At 67.1% G+C, this 17,919-nt stretch carries 18 protein-coding genes; 6 read left to right on the forward strand and 12 right to left on the reverse strand.

The features are described 5' to 3' along the window. The first annotated feature begins 270 nt into the window (after positions 1-270). Positions 271-1,419: a Fic family protein gene (locus M3149_RS21540; protein ID WP_251711429.1), complete on the forward strand. Its 1,149-nt coding sequence runs from the start codon at positions 271-273 to the stop codon at positions 1,417-1,419. Positions 1,420-1,446: 27 nt separating this feature from the next. Here M3149_RS21540 and M3149_RS21545 read toward each other — a convergent pair whose 3' ends face one another. Then, a complete protein-coding gene (locus M3149_RS21545) occupies positions 1,447-1,914 on the reverse strand; it encodes a CBS domain-containing protein (protein WP_251711430.1) in 468 nt (155 codons plus the stop codon). Positions 1,915-2,052: 138 nt separating this feature from the next. On the opposite strand from M3149_RS21545, the gene M3149_RS21550 reads away from it, so the two are divergent. Further along, a complete protein-coding gene (locus M3149_RS21550) occupies positions 2,053-2,664 on the forward strand; it encodes a nitroreductase family protein (RefSeq protein WP_251711431.1) in 612 nt (203 codons plus the stop codon). Positions 2,665-2,671: 7 nt separating this feature from the next. On the opposite strand, the gene M3149_RS21555 is transcribed toward M3149_RS21550, so the two are convergent. The 4 genes from M3149_RS21555 to M3149_RS21570 form a co-directional block, all read right to left on the reverse strand. Next, complete coding sequence (locus M3149_RS21555) at positions 2,672-4,084, reverse strand: trypsin-like peptidase domain-containing protein (protein ID WP_251711432.1); 1,413 nt, start codon at positions 4,082-4,084, stop codon at positions 2,672-2,674. An 80-nt stretch (positions 4,085-4,164) separates the two neighbouring features. Beyond that, complete coding sequence (locus tag M3149_RS21560; protein ID WP_251711433.1) at positions 4,165-5,550, reverse strand: FAD-binding protein; 1,386 nt, start codon at positions 5,548-5,550, stop codon at positions 4,165-4,167. Next, complete coding sequence (locus tag M3149_RS21565; RefSeq protein WP_251711434.1) at positions 5,522-6,751, reverse strand: SAM-dependent methyltransferase; 1,230 nt, start codon at positions 6,749-6,751, stop codon at positions 5,522-5,524. The genes M3149_RS21560 and M3149_RS21565 overlap by 29 nt, the downstream gene beginning before the upstream one ends. Next, positions 6,748-7,200, reverse strand: a complete 453-nt coding sequence (locus M3149_RS21570; RefSeq protein WP_251711435.1) for a host attachment protein — start codon at positions 7,198-7,200, stop codon at positions 6,748-6,750. Before M3149_RS21570 ends, M3149_RS21565 begins: the two co-directional genes overlap by 4 nt. Positions 7,201-7,346: 146 nt before the next feature. Here M3149_RS21570 and M3149_RS21575 point away from each other — a divergent pair, with 146 nt between their 5' ends. Both M3149_RS21575 and M3149_RS21580 read left to right on the forward strand, forming a co-directional pair. Next, positions 7,347-7,796: a universal stress protein gene (locus M3149_RS21575; protein WP_251711436.1), complete on the forward strand. Its 450-nt coding sequence runs from the start codon at positions 7,347-7,349 to the stop codon at positions 7,794-7,796. Positions 7,797-8,045: 249 nt separating this feature from the next. Then, positions 8,046-9,041: a porin gene (locus M3149_RS21580; protein WP_285887421.1), complete on the forward strand. Its 996-nt coding sequence runs from the start codon at positions 8,046-8,048 to the stop codon at positions 9,039-9,041. A 107-nt stretch (positions 9,042-9,148) separates the two neighbouring features. Here the strand turns inward: M3149_RS21580 and soxB are convergent, their stop codons facing one another. The 7 genes from soxB to soxC all read right to left on the reverse strand — a co-directional run bounded on the left by soxB (position 9,149) and on the right by soxC (position 15,846). Then, positions 9,149-10,873: a thiosulfohydrolase SoxB gene (gene soxB / locus M3149_RS21585; protein ID WP_251711437.1), complete on the reverse strand. Its 1,725-nt coding sequence runs from the start codon at positions 10,871-10,873 to the stop codon at positions 9,149-9,151. Positions 10,874-10,959: 86 nt separating this feature from the next. Next, positions 10,960-11,607, reverse strand: coding sequence for a sulfur oxidation c-type cytochrome SoxX (gene soxX, locus M3149_RS21590; protein WP_251711438.1), 648 nt, complete (start codon positions 11,605-11,607; stop codon positions 10,960-10,962). A gap of 14 nt (positions 11,608-11,621) precedes the next feature. Next, complete coding sequence (gene soxA / locus M3149_RS21595; protein ID WP_251711439.1) at positions 11,622-12,428, reverse strand: sulfur oxidation c-type cytochrome SoxA; 807 nt, start codon at positions 12,426-12,428, stop codon at positions 11,622-11,624. 37 nt (positions 12,429-12,465) lie between these two features. Then, positions 12,466-12,777 (reverse strand): thiosulfate oxidation carrier complex protein SoxZ, encoded by a 312-nt coding sequence (gene soxZ, locus M3149_RS21600; protein ID WP_251711440.1) that lies wholly within the window; start codon positions 12,775-12,777, stop codon positions 12,466-12,468. Between the two features lie 44 nt (positions 12,778-12,821). Next, the gene (soxY, locus tag M3149_RS21605) at positions 12,822-13,277 is read right to left on the reverse strand and encodes a thiosulfate oxidation carrier protein SoxY (RefSeq protein ID WP_251711441.1); all 456 of its coding nucleotides are present in this window, start codon (positions 13,275-13,277) and stop codon (positions 12,822-12,824) included. A gap of 203 nt (positions 13,278-13,480) precedes the next feature. Further along, on the reverse strand, positions 13,481-14,557 hold the full coding sequence (locus tag M3149_RS21610; protein WP_251711442.1) for a c-type cytochrome: 1,077 nt from the start codon (positions 14,555-14,557) through the stop codon (positions 13,481-13,483). 11 nt (positions 14,558-14,568) lie between these two features. Then, a complete protein-coding gene (gene soxC, locus M3149_RS21615; protein ID WP_285887423.1) occupies positions 14,569-15,846 on the reverse strand; it encodes a sulfite dehydrogenase in 1,278 nt (425 codons plus the stop codon). A 257-nt stretch (positions 15,847-16,103) separates the two neighbouring features. Here soxC and M3149_RS21620 point away from each other — a divergent pair, with 257 nt between their 5' ends. Continuing rightward, positions 16,104-16,406 (forward strand): c-type cytochrome, encoded by a 303-nt coding sequence (locus tag M3149_RS21620; protein ID WP_251711444.1) that lies wholly within the window; start codon positions 16,104-16,106, stop codon positions 16,404-16,406. An 11-nt stretch (positions 16,407-16,417) separates the two neighbouring features. Continuing rightward, positions 16,418-17,698 carry an NAD(P)/FAD-dependent oxidoreductase gene (locus M3149_RS21625; RefSeq protein WP_251711445.1) on the forward strand — a complete coding sequence of 427 codons (1,281 nt, stop codon included), beginning with the start codon at positions 16,418-16,420 and terminating at the stop codon, positions 17,696-17,698. Positions 17,699-17,919 lie beyond the last annotated feature (221 nt).

The following is a 17,919-nucleotide window of genomic DNA, read 5'->3' on the forward strand; positions in this document are numbered from 1 at the left end:
CCGGAGAAGATTTCTCCTCGACCATGAAAAACGCCCCAAGTGTGACCTTGGGGCGCATTGTGGGGTCCGAAGACCCCTTGAATCAACTCCTTAACCGAACGGCTAGCCTCAGGCTGCGGGGCTTTTTCGTGGGCGACACACGAGGCATGCTCGGGACTCCACCGTGGTGTTGGCGCTGCACGCGGCTATCAAAGAGTGCTTTCATCGGACACACTCTTATTAAAGAATGATTTAATTTGATCTTGTCTCATCAAATCCGCCATTCAATCAATGCGCCGCACTGGCAGCTACGTCAAGACCACCACCCTGGGTGAGACCGTCCAGGCCTTCGTGCCGCGCGCGTTGCCGCCGGCCGAGCCGCCGCTGGCCTCGGGGGATGTGCTGGAGCGGAACCACCGCGCGCAGCTCGCGCTCGCGCGCTTGTCCGGCGTCTCGGGCCTGGTGCCCTCGGTGGACTGGCTGCTGTACAGCGCCATCCGCAAGGAGGCGTTGCTCACCTCGCAGATCGAGGGCACGCAGGCCACCCTGACCGACCTCTTCGACGATGAGGCCGGCTTCGCTGTCAGCAACACCGAGGACGTTGAAGAGGTCACCAACTACCTGCGCGCATTCCGCTTCGTGCGCGACAACCTGCGCAGCGCGCGGGGCTTGCCCATCAGCGTCAGGCTGCTCAACGAAGCCCACAAGCGGCTGCTCGATGGCGCGCGCGGCGCCGGCAAGCAGCCCGGGGAGCTGCGGCGATCCCAGAACTGGATCGGGGGCACCCGGCCCGGGAATGCCGTCTTCGTGCCACCGCCACCCGACAAGGTCCCCAAGCTGCTGGGCGATCTGGAGCGATTCATCCACGAGCCGCCCAAGTCCGTGCTGCCCCCTCTGGTACGCGTGGCGCTGGTGCATGCCCAGTTCGAGACCATTCACCCGTACCTGGATGGCAACGGCCGCATCGGGCGCCTGCTGATCGCAGCGCTCATGGAGCATTGGCAGTTGCTGCCCGAGCCGCTGATGTACCTGAGCGGCTACCTCAAGCAGCATCAGGCGGAGTACTACCGGCGCCTCTCGGCCGTGCGCACCGAGGGCGACTGGGAGGGCTGGGTGGCCTTCTTTCTGGAGGGCGTGGAAGTCGCCGCGCACGAGGCCGAGCGTGGCATCGTCTCGCTGGCCAGCCTGATCGCGAGCGACCGCCGCCGCTTGCTGGAGGCTCCCAAGGCAACGCCAACGAGTTACCGGCTCTTCGAGCTGTTGCCCCTGATGCCGCGCTTCACCATCGAGCAGGTGCGGCAGAAGCTGGGCACGAGCTTTCCGACGGCCACGGCTGCCGTGAAACTGCTGGAGGGGCTGGGCATCGTGACAGAGCTCACCGGCCAGAAGAAGAACCGCAGCTTCAGCTATCAGGCCTACGTGGATCTGCTGACGCACTGACCCCGAGCCAATGTGCGCAGAGGCCGTTCACCGCGCCTCGCGCGCCGCGCGCATCGGCTGCCCTTCACGTGCCAGGCCGACCCTGAGCGTGGCCGCCAACGCCGAGAGTTCGTCGGCCAGCACGCCCAGCACGTCATCCATCGACAGCACGCCCTCCACCGAGCGGCCGTCGTCGCCGAGCACCAGCAGGCGGCGCACGCCGTGGTGCTGCATGGCTTCGACGGCCTGATGCACCGTGGCCTGCTTCGGCACGCCGTGCAGGTTGGTCGAGCAGGCACCGGCCACCATCTGGCCTTCGGCCGGCCGCTCGGCGGCCAGCACCTGCAGCACGAGGTCGCGGTCGGTGACGACGCCGACGATGCGCCCGGGCTCGAAAGGGTCGGTCAGGCCGAGCACGCCCACGTGCTCGGCCTGCATGGCGCGCGCCGCCTCGCGCACCGACGCCGTGGCGGGAATGGTGACCGGCGCAAGCCGGCTGATGTCTGCGATCTTCATGGGTCTCTCCAGCGGGGCGGGCGCCCTCGCAGGCGTCACTGTGTGTTCTGCCACGCAAGCGCATGTTGACGGCCGTCAAGCACGCGTGCGCGATGCGCAGGCATGGTGCGGCCATCGACGCTTGCGGGGGGTCATGCCATGTCCACGGTCCAGCTCAATCTCCAAACCGACGACGTGCTGCTGCCGCCGGCGAACACCGGGGGCGGCGAAACCCTCGCCAACGCACTGCGGCGACGCCGCAGCACGCGCGACTTCCTGCCCGATGCGCTGGACCTGCAGGCGGTGTCCGACCTGCTGTGGGCCGCGTTCGGTGTGAACCGCGCGCAGGGCCACGGGCGCACCGCCCCGTCGGCGCACGACTGGCAGGAGATTGCCGTCTACGTGGTCCTGCCCGAAGGGGCTTTCCGTTACGAGGCCCGGGACCACCGGCTGGCGCTGGTCAAGGCCGAAGACCTGCGCGCCCACACCGGCCTGCAGTCCTTTGCAGCCACGGCGCCGCTGAACCTGGTCTACGTGGCCGATTTCGCCGCGATGCACGACACGCGCCCCGACGAACGACCCTTTCTGGCGGGTGCGGACGCTGCCTGCATCGCACAGAACGTGTATCTCCATTGCGCCGCGCACGGCCTGGGTACCGTGGTGCGCGCGCTCATCGACCGCCGTCAGCTGGCCCAGTCCCTGGGGCTCAAGCCGACCGAGCGGATCGCGCTGGCGCAATCGGTGGGGCTGCCGGTCCTTCCCCTGGCCTGACGCCACCCTACGGCGGCGGCAACGCGCGCATCACCGGCACGTAGAGCGACATCGGCCCGCGCACCACGAGCAGGGCCACGGTATCGGTGGAGAGGCCTGCCAGCGCGGCATCGAACTCGGCGGGCGTGGCCACGGGTGTGGCGTTCACGGCGACGATGCGGTCGCCCGGCTCCAGTCCGGCCAGCAAGCCCGCGCCGCCCGCGCTCTGCACGTACAGACCGGGCTGCAGTGTCGATGTCCGCTCGGGCGCTGCGAGCTGGAGTCCCAGTCGATGGGGCAAGGCAGCGGTGCCGGCAGGCCGGCCCACGTCGGCGCCGGTGGGGAGCACGCGCAGACGCACGCGAAGCGTCTCGCGCCGCCCCGCGCGCCAGACCACCACGCTCGGCGTGGCCCCGGGGGGCAGTGCGGCCACCGCATCGTCGAGCTCGTCGCTGGAAGCCACCGTGCGGCCATCGATGGCCAGCACCACGTCGCCACGCCGCAGCCCGGCGCCGGGTGCGGCGCCGGCTTCATCGGAAGACACCAGAACACCGCCGGGCTGCGGCAGACCAAAGGCACGGGCAAGTGCGGGCGAGAGCGGCTGCGTCGATTTTTCGATGGCCGACGGCGGCCGCGTGGCGGCCTGCCGCAGGCGCTCGGCAACCTGCAGTGCACGGTCGATGGGCACCGCAAACGAGATGCCGAGGTAGAAGCCCGCCGAGGAAAAGATCATGGTGTTGAGGCCGACCACCTCGCCGTCGGCGTTGAACAGCGGGCCACCCGAGCTGCCGGGGTTGAGCGTCACGTTCATCTGGATCTGCGGCACCCCGCCATAGCCCGGCAAGACGCGTGGCTCGGCACTCACCACGCCCACCGTCAGGGTTTGCTCGAAGCCGAACGGCGCGCCGAGCGCGCCGACCCAATGGCCGGCACACACGCGCGCGGTGCGCGCGAGGGGTGCCACCGGCAGGCCTTCGGCCGCCACCTTCAGCAAGGCCACATCGGCGCGCCGGTCAATGCCGACCGTGCGCGCCGGCAACCATCGGCCGTCGCTCAGCACCGCCCATACCTCGCGCCGCTGGATCACCGCGTGCGCGCTGGTGAGAATGAAGCCGTCAGCCGAAAGCACGAAACCCGAAGCGGTGACCCGTTCGGCCAGCGCCGGCCCGTCCTCCTGCGGCTCGCCAGGCACCGGGCCGTCGGACATCGGAAACACATGCTCGGCGTCACCAGGCGTCGAATCGCCCCACTCGCGAACCGTCAGCAAGTGCACCAGCGAAGGCCGGTTGCGCGCGACCGCCTGCACGAAGTCCGGCGGTGTGGCGTCCGTGCGGCCAGGGCAAGCGGGCGCGGGCTGCGCGAGCACCAAGGGGGTGCAAGCCACCCACGCGGGGACGATCAGGGCAATACGGCAGGAACGCGCCCACAAGTGCTTCTTCATGGTTCGGCAAGCGTAGGGGCCTGGTGGTGGTCGCGCCTTGATGACGATCAAGTGCGGCACAGCGGGGCCACACGCGCGGCTCAGGCGCGCCGCACGCACTTGTCGTAGAGGTGCGGCGCGCGTCCCAGTGGGTCGTAGCGCGCCTTCAGCCGTGCGTAGTGCGCCATGCCGTACGTGCGATCAAAGACCTCGCGCTCGAAGAAGCTGTCGGAGTACAGCGACTTGATGCCGCCCAGGCGCAGCACCGCGTCTTCCACGCGGCGGTTGAGGTGGTTGGGCGCCCGGCTTGCGGGCACCGTCACCACATCCCAGAAACCGAAGTTGACGTTCAGCCCGGCAGGCAGCGGGTATAGCGGAAAGCGCGGTGGATCGCTCCCGCGCACCGGGCAGACCCAGACCGGCCAGATGCCGATTTCGCTGCGCAGGAAATCGAGGAAGACGAGCGCTTGCGCGATCGGGATATCCACGTCCTGCACCACGCTTTCGTGGTGGCGGTGCAGCAAGGCATCCAGCCGCTGCGTGGCCCGCCAGCGCGCGTTCCAGCGCATCCAGCGCGTGTAGGTGCGCGATTTGAGGTAGCGGGCCCCAAGCAGGCGGCGCAGCCAGCGGTGCTGCAGGCCAAAGCGGCGCGAGCACCAGAACCAGTCGGTGTCCCAGCGCCACAGGTAACCCGCGGTGGTGAGCGTGTCGTCGGCTCGGCGGCGCAGCGACTCGTGGTAGATGTCGAGCCCCGTGTAGTCGCTCGTGCGCGCGGCCGCTGGCACGAAACGCCCCACGCTGAGCACCTGTTCGTGCGGACCGAACAGCACGCCGTCGACGAAGTCGGGCGCATCGGTCCGTGCGCCGTTCCCGCACTCACGCGCCATCGCGTCGAAGAAGGCGCGTGGGTCGCTGAAGCGGTGGTGCTGCACGTGCACGAAGGGCCGCGTGGGCCGGGTGCGCAGGCGCACGGCAAGTGCGTACCCGAGCGTGCCGTAGGCATTGGGGAATCCGTGGAAGAGGTCGGCGTGCTCGTTGTCGGCCGTGCAACGCACGATCTCGCCGTGCGGCAGCAGCACCTCCAGTGCGCTCATGGTCTCGTGCACCAGGCCGTGACGAAACGACGTCGCTTCGATGCCGACGCCAGCGACAGCGCCCCCCACGGTGATGGTCTTGAGCTGCGGCACCACCGCCGGCATCACGCCGCGCGGCAGCGTGAAGGCCACCAGGTCCTCGTAGGTGGTCAGGCCCTCGGCCTCCACCCAGCCGGCCGCGGTGTCGATGCCAATCACCTGATTCAGCGCGTGCAGGTCAATGCGCTGGCGTGCCGTTCGCTCGCGGTGGCGGAACAGGTTGGAGGTGGTCTTGGCCAGCGCCAGCGGTGCGTGGCCGGCACCGTGCTGCAGAGCTTCGGCCGCAGCGCGTGCGCGGGCCGCATGCGCGGCGCGCAACGGGGCTTCATCGAGTCGCAGGGGCGCCGGCGACATGCACGTGGTCCCGTGTCATGGGGTAGGAACGCTGCGTCGCGTTGCCCTTGCTGAACAGCACCTGGAACAGGTGTGTGCAACCCACGGGCGAACGGAACAGTTCGGCGCAGCCCACGAGATAGACCGTCCAGATGCGGCGGAATCGCTCGTCGAAGCGCACCGGATCCAGCGCCTGGATGACGGGCCAGCGCTCGGCGAAACGCTGCGCCCAGGCGTCCAGCGTGAGCGCGTAGTGGCGGCGCAGGTTCTCCACGTCGAGCACCTCCAGACCGCAGCGCTCCATGGCCTGCAAGGCGTCGCTGAGTGCCGGAATCCAGCCGCCGGGAAAGACGTGCTTGCGGATGAAGGGCTCCGTCTCTCGCGGTCCGATGTGACCGATGAAATGCAGCATGCCGATGCCGCCGGCATGCAGGCAATCGGCGTGCGCCTGGATGACCTCGTCGAGCTGATCACGCCCGGCGTGTTCGAGCACACCGATCGAGACCACCTTGTCGAAGCGCTCGCCGACGTCGCGAAAATCGGCCTCGCGCACCGTGAGCGTCTCGGCCAGCCCTCGCTGCGCGAGTTCCGCGCGCAGCCATTGCACCTGGCCCGTGGCGGTGTTGATGCCGGTGCCGACGGCACCGGTGGTCTCCCACGCGCGCAGCATGAAGCCGCCAAAGCCGCAGCCGATATCGACGAAACGCTCGCCACGCGCGAGCCGCAGCTTGCGGCAGACGTGATCGATCTTGTCGCGCTGTGCCTGCTCCAGCGAGGTGGTGCCGCCACGCCAGTAGGCGCAGGTGTACATCTTCAGGGGGTCGTCGAGCCATAGGCGATAGAACGGCTCGCCGAGGTCGTAGTGCGCACAGGCATTGCGCTTGGCCTGCGCACGGTCGCGGTTGCTCTGGCTGCGTTCGAGCAGGCGGTTCTCCACCCCATTGACGAGCGAGGCCTGCAGGTCAAAGCCGGCGCGCAAGGCCGCAGCGATGGCGGTGCCGAGGTCACCCACGATATCGACATGGCCGTCGAACCAGGCCTCAAGCAAGCCCATGTGGCCGCGCAGCAGCGTGGCCGCGAGCGCGCCCTCGGTGTGGAACTGCAGGCCGAACGCCGGTGGGCCCTCGCCGCCCGCCAATCGGCCGCCCCCAGGCAGCGTGACGTCGAAGGCCAGGCCAGCGCGCCGTGCCAGTTCGGCAAGCACGGCCGCGGCGGGGGTCATGCCTGCACCGCTGCCAGCGCTTCGCGCACGCGCTGCTCCAGCTCGGCCTCGCCGACATGGCTCAGATCGAGCGGCACGCTGGCCTTGAGCAGACGCTGCGTGCCCTCACCCAGCGCCTCGCGCAGCGTGCCGAGAAAGGGGTTGCCGGCGAACACCACCAGCGATCCATAGGCGTTGCTGCGCGCGCCCTCTTCCAGCCGCTCGGCAAGCTCGTGCGCAAAGCGCTGTTGCTCCTTGCGGTGCGCGTCGCTGCGCGGCTCGTAGGCCGTGGCACCGAAGCCGCGGTCGGCGCGTTCGCGGCCAGCCCGGTCGTCGCCGAGCTCACCGCTCTTGAGGCGTGCCTCGGGGTGCACGAAGGCGGCGATCTGCACCATGGGCAGGCCGCGCTCGCGCTGCAGCAGCCGTGCGTGCGCAGCACAGGCCACGAGAAACCATTCAACAGCAGCCATGTCCGTCTCCCGGTGGCGCGAAGCACCACTCGGGTTGCACGATAGGCGGGCATGGCGGGGCACACATTGACACATCGCAAGTTCCGCCCGTGCGGCGCGGCGCACAGTGGCGCACATGTGAGGTGGTTGAACAGGAGCGCAGCGCCATGGCCCCATTCCAGCGAATCCTTGTGCCGGTGGACGGCAGCGAGACATCCACGAAGGCGCTCGATGCCGCGATCGGCCTGGCCCGCGCCATGGATGGGCAGGTCCGCGTGCTGCACGCCGTCGACGAGCTGATGTACCTGACCGGCTACGAGTACAGCGGCGAACTGTTGGCGGCCGCGCGCGAGGCCGCCAGGCAAGTGTTGGACGACGCGCAAGCGCGAACCAAGGCCGCCGGCGTGGCCTGTGATGCACAACTCATCGACGATCTCGGCCCGCGCCTGGGCGATTCGGTCGCGCGCGCGGCCCGCGAATGGAAGGCCGATCTGATCGTGCTCGGTACGCACGGCCGGCGAGGCTTGAATCGCCTGCTGCTGGGCAGTGGCGCAGAGCAGGTGATCCGGCTGGCGCCCGTGCCGGTGATGGTGGTTCGGCCGGACGACACACCGTGACGCGGCGCGCGGCCGCTCTTGTTGCGCACAACCGGATGGCACGCCGTTGAAAACCCGGACCCTCGGTGAGGTCTCGTGTTGTTTTCAGGGTTAACCCTTACAAATGTAATCAGACGGTTATCTGCAGCGCATGGGATCACTGGGGTCGGCCCGCACGGTGCGGGCGGCGCGAGCCCTCCAGAAGGGGGCTCGGGAACCCCATAACGGAGTAACCATTCCACGCAAAAGAGCCTGATTGCTCTGGCCGCCCTGGCCACCCTCAGCGGCGCCGCCCTGGCGCAATCCAGCGTCACGATCTACGGCCGCCTCGACGCCTCCGTCGGCGCCAACAAGGCGGGCGCTCCCGGCACCGCCCGCAGCGTTTCGCAGCTCGAGAGCGGCCTGCTGACCACCAGCCGCCTGGGCTTTCGCGGTACCGAGGACCTGGGTGGTGGCATGAGCGCCATCTTCCAGCTCGAAGGCGCACTGAACGTGGACAACGGCACCGCCAACGGTTTCCGCTTTGACCGCGTGTCCATCGTTGGCCTGCAGGCCGGCTTCGGTACCGTCAAGCTGGGCCGCCACGACACGTCGTTCGACGACATCCGCGACATCACGGTCAGCAGCGCGCTGTGGGACTCGGAGTTCTCGCCGACCAAGATCGCTTACGCGAACGGCGGTGCCGCCATCGGCGGCGTGGCCGTCGGCCACGCGGCGGACTATTCGTCGCGCGCTGACAACCAGATCCGCTACGAATCGCCGAACTTCGGCGGCTTCACCGCCGGCGTGAGCTACGGTCTGGACGAGCAGGCCGCCCCGATCAAGCGCGACGTGACTGCCTTCAACCTGCGCTACCGCGCGGGTGGCCTGGACGCCGGCCCGGGTTACCAGGAACAGGACAACGAGGTCGCCGCCAGCAAGCGTGAGTACACCACCCTGGCCGCCGCCTACAACTTCGGCGCCTTCCGCGTCTCGGGCGGCTACAACATGGCCGAGCAGGGCGCGATCGAGTCCGACGGCTTCGTGATCGGTGCCAACATGCCCATGGGTCCGTGGGACTTCTCGGTGGCCTATGCTTACAACAAGTCCGAGAACGCCGGCGTGGATTCGGCCAAGTCCAAGGGCCTGTCGCTGGGCGCGACCTACAGCATGTCCAAGCGCACCCGCCTGTACGCGGCCTACCTGACCGGCGATGCCGAGAACGGTGCCGGTACCGAGATCGCCGAGCGTCGCCTGTACGCCGTGGGCGTGCGCCACGACTTCTGATGACAGCGCTTCGGCGCTGAAACGCCGCAGGGGCCTCGCGGCCCCTGCTTCTCCAAGGTTTTGACAGCCATCGCTCCTGACCGGGCGGTGGCTTTTTTCATGCAACCTCAGGCGGCCATGCCGGGGTTGCCCGCCATGCCCACGATGGTCGGGGTGTTGATCTTCACGCCCTTGATGACCTTCTTGCTGCGCAGGTGCGCGGCCACCACGTCCCACACCGGTTCGCCCTGCACGTTTTCCTGCACCGAGGCCCAGCCAGCGACCTTGTACTTCTTGTCCGCTTCGATGGGTTTTCCCTTGAGCGTCATGTTCTGGATGCGCGAGCCCATGCGCTCGTTGGGCGCGATGCTGTAGCCCATGCCACCCACGCGCACCATGTCCCCGCCCTGCTGGTAGTACGGGTCGGGGTTGAAGATGTTGTCGGCCACGTCTTCCAGAATCTCCTTGATCTGCGCGCCGGTGAATTCGTTGAGCGTGGTCGCCGGGTAGGTGATGGCAGTCTGGTCCATCAGGTGTTCCATGGTGATGGTGTCGCCCGGCAGCAGCGAGGTGCCCCAGCGCACGCCCGGTGAGAACGACAGGTCCGCCCCCTTGACCTCCATCAGCGCCTCACAGATGACCTGGTCCCACGAGCCATTGAAGTTGCCGCGGCGGTAGAGCAGATCTTCGGTGACGGCGAGCTTTTCCTCCAGCTTCGCCTTGTAGGGCGCACGCACGCCGTCGATGAAGGCTTGCATGTCGGCATCGGGCGCCAGCAGGTTGGCAAAAATGGGCATCAGCTTGTAGCGGTAGCCCTGCACCTTGCCGCCGCGCACGTCGAAGTCGAGCACGCCAAGGAATTTGGTGTTGGAGCCGGCGTTGGTCACCAGCGTCTGGCCGCCGGGGTTCTTCACCACGGTGGGTGCGGGCATGCCGTCGTGCGTGTGGCCGCCCAGAATGGCGTCGATGCCGCGCACGCGCGAGGCGAGCTTCAGGTCCACGTCCATGCCGTTGTGCGAGAGCAGCACCACCACCTGGGCGCCCTTGCCGCGCACCTCGTCCACCATCTTCTGCAGGTGGTCCTCCTGGATGCCGAAGGTCCAGTCGGCCACCATGTAGCGCGGGTTGGCGATCGGTGTGTACGGAAAGGCCTGACCGATCACGGCCACCTGCACCCCGTTCTGCTCGCGCAGCGTGTACGGCTTGAACACCAGGTCCTCGAAGTCGGTGGTCTTGATGTTTTGCGCCAGAAACTCGATGTGGCCCTTGAGGTCCTTCTCGACGATCTCCTGCACACGCTTCGCGCCGAAGGTGTGTTCCCAGTGCGAGGTCATGATGTTCACGCCCAGGCGCTTGCACGCGTCCACCATGTCCTGCGCATTGGTCCAGAGCGAGGTGGCCGAACCTTGCCAGGTGTCGCCGCCGTCGAGCAGCCAGGCCTGCGGGCGGCTGGCACGCAACTGCTTCACCAGGGTGGCCAGGTGCGCAAAGCCGCCAACCTTGCCATACGTCTTCGCGGCCTGCGAAAAGTCGAGGTAGCTGAAAGCGTGCGCCTGCGCCGTGCCGGGGCGGATCTTGAAGTGCTTGAGCAGCGCCTCGCCCACCAGGTGCGGCGCCTTGCCACGCGCCTCGGCAACGCCCAGGTTCACGCTGGGCTCGCGGAAATGCACCGGGGTGAGTTGCGCATGGCAGTCGGTGAAGTGCAGGAAGCTCACGTTGCCGAAGGCCGGCACGTGGTACAGGCGCTCGCCGGCGCCGGGCGCAGCGGCAAGCGCGTCGCGGTGGTCCAGCGCCATGCCGGCGGCACTGGCCGCGGCCAGCATCTGCAGAAAGTCACGTCGGCTCAGGCTCATGAGGCACTCTCTTCAAGAAGCAAACACTGATATTCAGAAACGCAAAAAAGCCCGGGCGACCTTGCCGGTCGCCCGGGCCGGTGCGATCACTTGTTCACGGGCGAGTTCGGATCGAGCAGCAGTGCCATCACGTGTTTCATCTGCTGCTCGGTGAGGATGCCCTTGTGGCCGGCGCGCGGCATCTGCGAGCAGGCGTTGTAGGCGCGCGCGTTGTACAGCTTGCCCCAGGTGTACTCGACGATCGCCTTGGAGGCCGCGGCGTTCGGGTCGGTCACGCCACGCAACTTGCCGTAGTTGTAGAGGCTCGGGCCGAGCGTGCCGAAGGAGATCTCTTCCTTGCTGATCTGGTGGCAGTTGTAGCAATTGCCGCCGTTGGCTGCGCTGGCCTGGTCGCTCCAGGTGAGGCCACGGCCGCTTTGGGCAATGGTCTCGCCCTGCTTCCAGTCACCGAGAAACTTCCCGTCCGACGGCCACTTCACCGTCTTGAGGTTGGCTTCTTCGATGGCTTTGGCAAGTTTTTCGTCAAGCGGCTTGCCCGTCACGTCGGCTTGCAGGCAGGCAGCATTGGCCTGGTCCTGTTCGAGGCGATCGAGCGTGGCGATGCCGCGCGCCTGGAACGAGTTCTTCATCATGTCGGCGCTGGCCTTGTCAACCTCGGCAGGCGACGGCGGCAGCGAGCAGGCAGCAAGCAGTGCGGCCAGCGGCAAAAGCGCGAGAACGGTCTTCTTTTGCATCGTGTGTCTCCTCTTCAGCGCTTGATCGTGGGAACGGCGGATTCGGCGCTCTTGGCGTTCACGCCCATGTAGACGCTGAGCGCGATGGTGGCGTCGCTGCCGAACTTGGGCTCTGGCCAGCGCATCTGGCGGAAGCAGTCGTTCAGGCGCAACTGCATGCCCCACATCTGGGCGTTGGAGACGCGATAGGCCGGCCAGGCCGCAAAGCCAATGCCATCGCCGGGGTTCTTCGTGAGGTTGGGCAGGTCCTGCAGGCGGATGCGTTTGTTGTCCTCGCCGTGGCAAGACGCGCAGGAAAAATCGTGCGTGCCGCCGCGCGTGAAGAACAGGCGTTTGCCGGTCTCGTACATGAGTTTTTCCTGCGCGTGCGACTGCGGCAGGTTCATCTTCATGCCCTTGGAGGCCGTGGCCACGTAGGTGGCCAGCGCGGTCACGTTGGCCATCTCGCCGCGGCCGAAGGCGGTCTTGCGAACGTCTTCACCCTTGAAGCCCTGCAACGTCTCCATGCAGGTGACGATGCGGTCCTCGAGGTCCTGCACGCGGTTGGTGTCCTTGAAGAAGCGCGGCAGCTCGACAAACGCACCCTTGATCACGCCGGGGCCCTTGCCCAGATCGCACTGCTCCAGCGAGGCGTTCTTCGGCCCGCGCTTTTGCTTCCACAACTCCTCGCCCTTCATCTCGAAGAGCTCGGCCGGGTTGCCGTCCTGCAGCATCTCGCGGTACTTGGCGATGCCTTCGGCCGCGGACGGCTGCGCGTGCGCGGCGGATGCGGCCAGCAGACCGGCAAGCGTGAGAACCACGCGGGTAGCGGTGCGATTCATGGGTGTCTCCTCGATGTTGTTGTCGGCAAGCGGGAAATCAGGCGATGGTCGCCTCGTCGGTGCGCGCGTCGTTCTTGTTGTCGCTCCATTTCACGACCACCTTGTCGCCCTTGGCGCCGCCCTTGAACTTGAAGGACAGGAACGGGTTCTGGGCCACGGCACCGGTGAACTGCGCCTGCAGCACGACCTTGCCGTTGTGCGTGCACTCGACATCGCGGATGAAGTGACCAGGGATGAGGTTGCCCGCGCTGTCGCGGCGGGTGCCGGGTTCCATGACGTGCGACATGAGCACGCGGACAGTGGTTTCGCCGTCGGCAACGGCGGCGCGGATGCGCATCGGATCAGCCATTTGGGACTCCTGTGTACGTGGGTTCTGATGAAGGGTGCGCGCGCTCAGCCGCCGCAGCCGCCCAGAGTGACCTTGGTTTCCTTGGTGGCCGAGTAGAGCTTGCCGTCGGCCTTGACCACGGCGATCACGTTGGAGCTCTGGCCCATCTTCAGTCGGGTGGAGACTTCGGGCACCGTGCCGGCGGGAATGGTGAAACCGGCCGCGAGCGGCATCGGATTCTTCTCGACGACGAGGAAGATCTCGGTGGTGTTGGGCAGCTTGCTCGAGGCACCGATGGGCACCACGGCGCCGTTTTCGGCGATGTCGGGAGCGATCACGGTGACCTGATCGCTGTTGGCGGGCGTGCCGCCCAGCGCCTTGAGTGCATCGGCCAGGGTCTTCACTTCGAAGCTGGCGCGGTCGAGCGCGGCGTGGGCCTGACTCTGGGTGATGATGCCCATGGCGACCAGGCTGGCGAATGCGCCGGTGGTCTTCAGGGCGTCTCGGCGGGTGTGGTTCATTGTTGAACTCCTGTGCGAAAGCAATGCGGTCGTGCAGTGCGGTTGTCGGGTCAGTGGTCGAGTGTAGCGAGCGGGTCGGCACGCGGCCGCTCACGGGTCTTGTGACAAGCGTGCGGGGAATGCGGTGGTGGGATCGTGCGTAGCTTGCAACCTCCGGCGGCCAATGGTCAGGGTGAAAACCACTAGATGCGAATATTCGGAATTCACTTCGGGCCAGCCGCGATCCAGCGGGCAATGGCCTGGGCGTCGGCGTCCTTGAGCTGCGGCTGAGGTGGCATGGGCACGGCGCCGAACACACCGCTGCCACCGGCCTTGATCTTGGTCGCGAGATAAGCCTCGAGATCGGCGCGCCCCTTGTGCTTCGCGAGGATCTCGGTGAAGCCGGGGCCGACGATCCGGTTGCTCACGCCATGGCAGGCGGTACAGCTGTTGCTGGTCAGCAGCGCCTTCACGTCGGGGCCGTCAGTGGCTGCCTTGGTTGCCGCGGGCGCCGCCGCCACCACCACCGGAGCGGGCGCTGGCCCGCTGCCCACCGGGGCGCTGCGCGGCGGCTTGGTGGTGTCGGCGCCGCGCACCGGGCCCACCACGCGGTTCTGCTCTAGCACGTTGCCGTGCGCATCGCGCGCGAAATCAGGCAGGGAGGAGCGCACCTTCGCCTCGGTCGGGCAGTCCTTCATGCAGGCGGTGTTGCTCACATCGCCCTTGCCCGAGACCTTCCACAGCGGTTCGTGGAACACCATGCCGTTGCGGTTGGGCATGCGTTGCTGCACCTCGGCGATGTTGCGGTCCGACAACGTGAAATCAGCCGGCACGATCTCGGCGAGGTTGAGCATGTACGCCAGCACACCATAGACCTCGTCGGTCTTGAGCGACTTGGGCGCATTCCAGGGCATGGCGCGGTTGATGTAATCCCACAGCGTGGAGACGGTGGCCGCCTTCATGAAGGTGGTGCGCTGCGGGTAGTTGTTGCCCGGTTCGAGGTTCTTCACCCGGCCGCGTGCGATGTCGGCCGCGGTGGTGCCGCCCACGATGGGCGTGAACACCTCGTTCGATTCACCGAACACGCCGTGGCAGGAAGCGCACTGCGCCTCCCACACCTGCTGGCCCATGGCCACGCTGCCGGCGCCTTTGGGCAGGCCCTTGAAGTCGGGACGCACGTCGATGTCCCAGGCCTTGATCTCGGCGGGTGTGGCCTCACGGCCGATGGACTGCCACGGCTTGTCCTGGGCGAAGACGGTGCTGGCCAGAAGCGCCAGCGAAAGCATCACAAGAGATCGCATCGCGGCCACCATCAGTACACCTGCACGTTGAACACTTCGCCACTCTCGGCCACGCGCCACGACTGGATCGCGTTCTGGTGGTAGATCGAACGCGTGCCGCGCACCGCGCGCAGCTGGTTGATCTTGGGCTGCACATAGCCCGTGCTGTCGATGGCGCGGCTTTGCAGGATCGCGGGCTTGCCGTCCCACACCCAGTCGATGTTGAAGCGCGTGAGCGCCTTGTCGAGCACGGGGCCTTCCAGACGCGCGGTGCGCCAGTTGCGCCCGCCGTCGAAGCTCACATCCACGCGCTTGATCGAGCCACGGCCCGACCACGCCAGGCCGCTCACGTTGTAGTAGCCCTTGTCGAGCAGCAGCTGCCCGCCCGAAGGCGTGGTGATCACGCTCTTGCATTCCTGGATGCCGGTGTACTGGCGATGCGTGCCGTCGGGCATGAGGTCGATGTAGTGGATCGACTCGTCCTTCGTGGCCCACTTCTGGTCGCCCACCTCGAGGCGGCGCAGGTACTTCACCCAGCTCACGCCCTGGATGCCGGGCACCACGAGGCGCAGCGGGTAACCGTTCTCGGGGCGCAGCATCTCGCCGTTCATGCCCCAGGCGACGATGCAATCGTCCATCGCGCGCTCCATGTCGATGGTGCGCGTCATCGAGGAGCCGTCGGCACCTTCGGCCAACACGTACTTGCCGAGTTTCTTGTCCACGCCGCACATCTCGAGCAGGGTGGACAGGCGCACGCCGGTGAATTCCGAGCAACTCACCATGCCGTGCGTGTACTGCACGGTCGGTAGCGCCACATTGCCCCACTCGGGCGCCGAGTTCGCGCCGCATTCGATGAAGTGGATGCGCGACACGCTGGGCAGGCGCATCAACTCGTCCATGGTGAACACGCGCGAGCGCTTCACAAGGCCATGCACCATCAGTCGGTGCTGGCTCGGGTCGACGTCCCACCAACCCTGGTGGTGGCGCTCGAAATGCAGGCCACTGGGCGTGATGATGCCGAACAGGCCCTGCAGCGGCGTGAAGCTGACGGAGGCCTGTGGCACGCGCGTGAGTCCCGGGCTCTGTCGGCGCTGCAGGTTGGCCTCCCATTTGCTGGGCTGGCCGTAAGCCGGGTCGGCCACAGGCCGCCCGAGGCCGCGTGTGTGCTCGGGCAATTGCAGGATGGCAGGGTCACCATCGCCCGTTGCAGCAGCGCGCGCGCGTGGCGCCTGGACTGCGGCGATCGCGCCAGCGCCCATGGCCAGCGCCTTGCCCATGAAGCTGCGGCGCGCCTTGCGCGCCTGCTCCATGCGCGCGGCGTCGAGGTGGTTTTCGGGCGCGGGCAGCACGCGGCCGATGGTGTGATGAAGCGCGTCCGACACGGCTGAGGTCCCTGAAAGGTATCGCTGGACGGGCAATATATCGTTACTTGCTGATATTCGGATGGGTACAAACCCTTGGTGCTTTTTTCTCCGGAGCGCCGTCCAATGAACCCGCCGTCCGAAAGCGCGCTCCGCACTGCTACAGTTTTGGAGGCAAGCATTTCCACCCGAAACCGGAGACAACGATGCGAAACACGAGGAGATGGCTGGCGGCCGCGGCGCTGCTGGCCCTGGCAAGCGGTGCTCAGGCCCAGGTCAATCAGGTCCGTGTGTGGGCCGCGGCCTGCGCCAACTGCCACGGCACCGATGGCAAGGCCCAGCCGGGCATGGTCACCCTGGCGGGGCAGACCAAGAGCGACATCGAGCAGAAGATGCTCGCCTTCAAGAACGGCCAGCGGCCCGCGACGATCATGCACCAGATCGCCAAGGGCTACAGCGACGAGCAGATCGCACAGATCGCGGCCTACTTCGCCGCACAGAAGCCCTGAGGAGCCCCACCATGCAAAGACGTCGTCTGATTCAAACGCTGGGCGCCAGCACCGCACTGGCAGGCCTGGGCGCGCTCGGTGGTTGCGCGTCCGTGGGAGGCAACCAGCCCAAGGTGGTGGTGGTGGGTGGCGGCTACGGCGGCGCCACGGCCGCCAAGTACCTGCGCCTGTTCTCCAGCAACGGCATCGACGTGACCCTGGTCGAGCCGAATGCCAACTTCGTGTCCTGCCCGATCAGCAACCTCGTGGTGGGCGGCCACAAGACGCTGGCCGACATCACCGTGCCCTACGACAACCTGGCTCGGCGCCACGGTGTGAAGGTGGTGCGCGACATGGTCGAGAGCATTGACGCCGACAAGCGCACGGTGAAGCTGGCCAGCGGCGCCACGCTGCCCTACGACCGGCTCATCCTGTCGCCCGGCATCGACTTCATGCTCGACACCATCCCGGGCCTCAACAAACCCGGCGCACAGGAAAAGGTGCTGCACGCCTGGAAGGCCGGCCCGCAGACGGCCATGCTGCACGAACAACTCAAGGCACTGCCGGACGGCGGCACCTACGCGCTGTCGATTCCGCTCGCGCCCTACCGCTGCCCGCCCGGCCCCTACGAGCGCGCGTGCATGGTGGCCAGCTACTTCAAGGTCGCCAAGCCGAAGAGCAAGGTCATCGTCTTCGACGCCAACGACGACATCACCTCGAAGAAGGGCCTGTTCATGAAGGCCTGGGACGAGCACTACAAGGGCATGATCGATTACCGCCCCAAGCACAAGGTGGTGGACGTGGACGTGGCCACCAACACCCTGAAGTTCGAGTTCAACGACGACTTCAAGGCCGGCGTGGCCAACGTGCTGCCCAACATGCGCGCAGGCGCGATTGCCGTCAAGACCGGCCTGGCCACGGCCAACAACCGCTGGTGCGAGGTGGACTTCCTCACCTTCGAGTCGAAGGCCGCGAAGAACATCCACGTGTTGGGTGACGCCATCCAGATCGCGCCGGCCATGCCCAAGTCGGGCCACATGGCCAACCAGCACGGCAAGACCTGCGCCGCCGCCGTCGTCTCGCTGCTGATGGGCCAGCAGCCGCCGCAACTGCCGATCTACGCCAACACCTGCTACAGCTTCGTCACCGCCAAGGACGTGGTGCACGTGGCCAGCGTGCACCGCTACGACGCGACGCAGAAGACCATGCTGACGGTGCCCGGCTCGGGCGGCGTGTCCAGCGTGGCGAGCGAAATCGAAGGCGCCTACGCCATGGGTTGGGCGCGCAACATCTGGGCCGACATGCTGGCCTGACGCGCGCGGCACCCGTGTCCAAGCCCCGCCTCGGCGGGGCTTTGCCTTTCAGCGCTGCTGATGGTTTGTGCACCGAGCGCGGATGCGCCTCGGCCTAGGTGTGATGTTGCAATAGGTTGTTCACCCGACGGCATCTGGGAGACTGGAGTTACCACGCTTCAGCACTCACAGAGGAAACCCGTCGGATGAACAGCCACAAGAATGCCAGATTGACGTTTGAA

The sequence above is a fragment of the Hydrogenophaga intermedia genome, from assembly GCF_023715105.1.
GTDB lineage: Bacteria > Pseudomonadota > Gammaproteobacteria > Burkholderiales > Burkholderiaceae_C > Hydrogenophaga > Hydrogenophaga intermedia_A.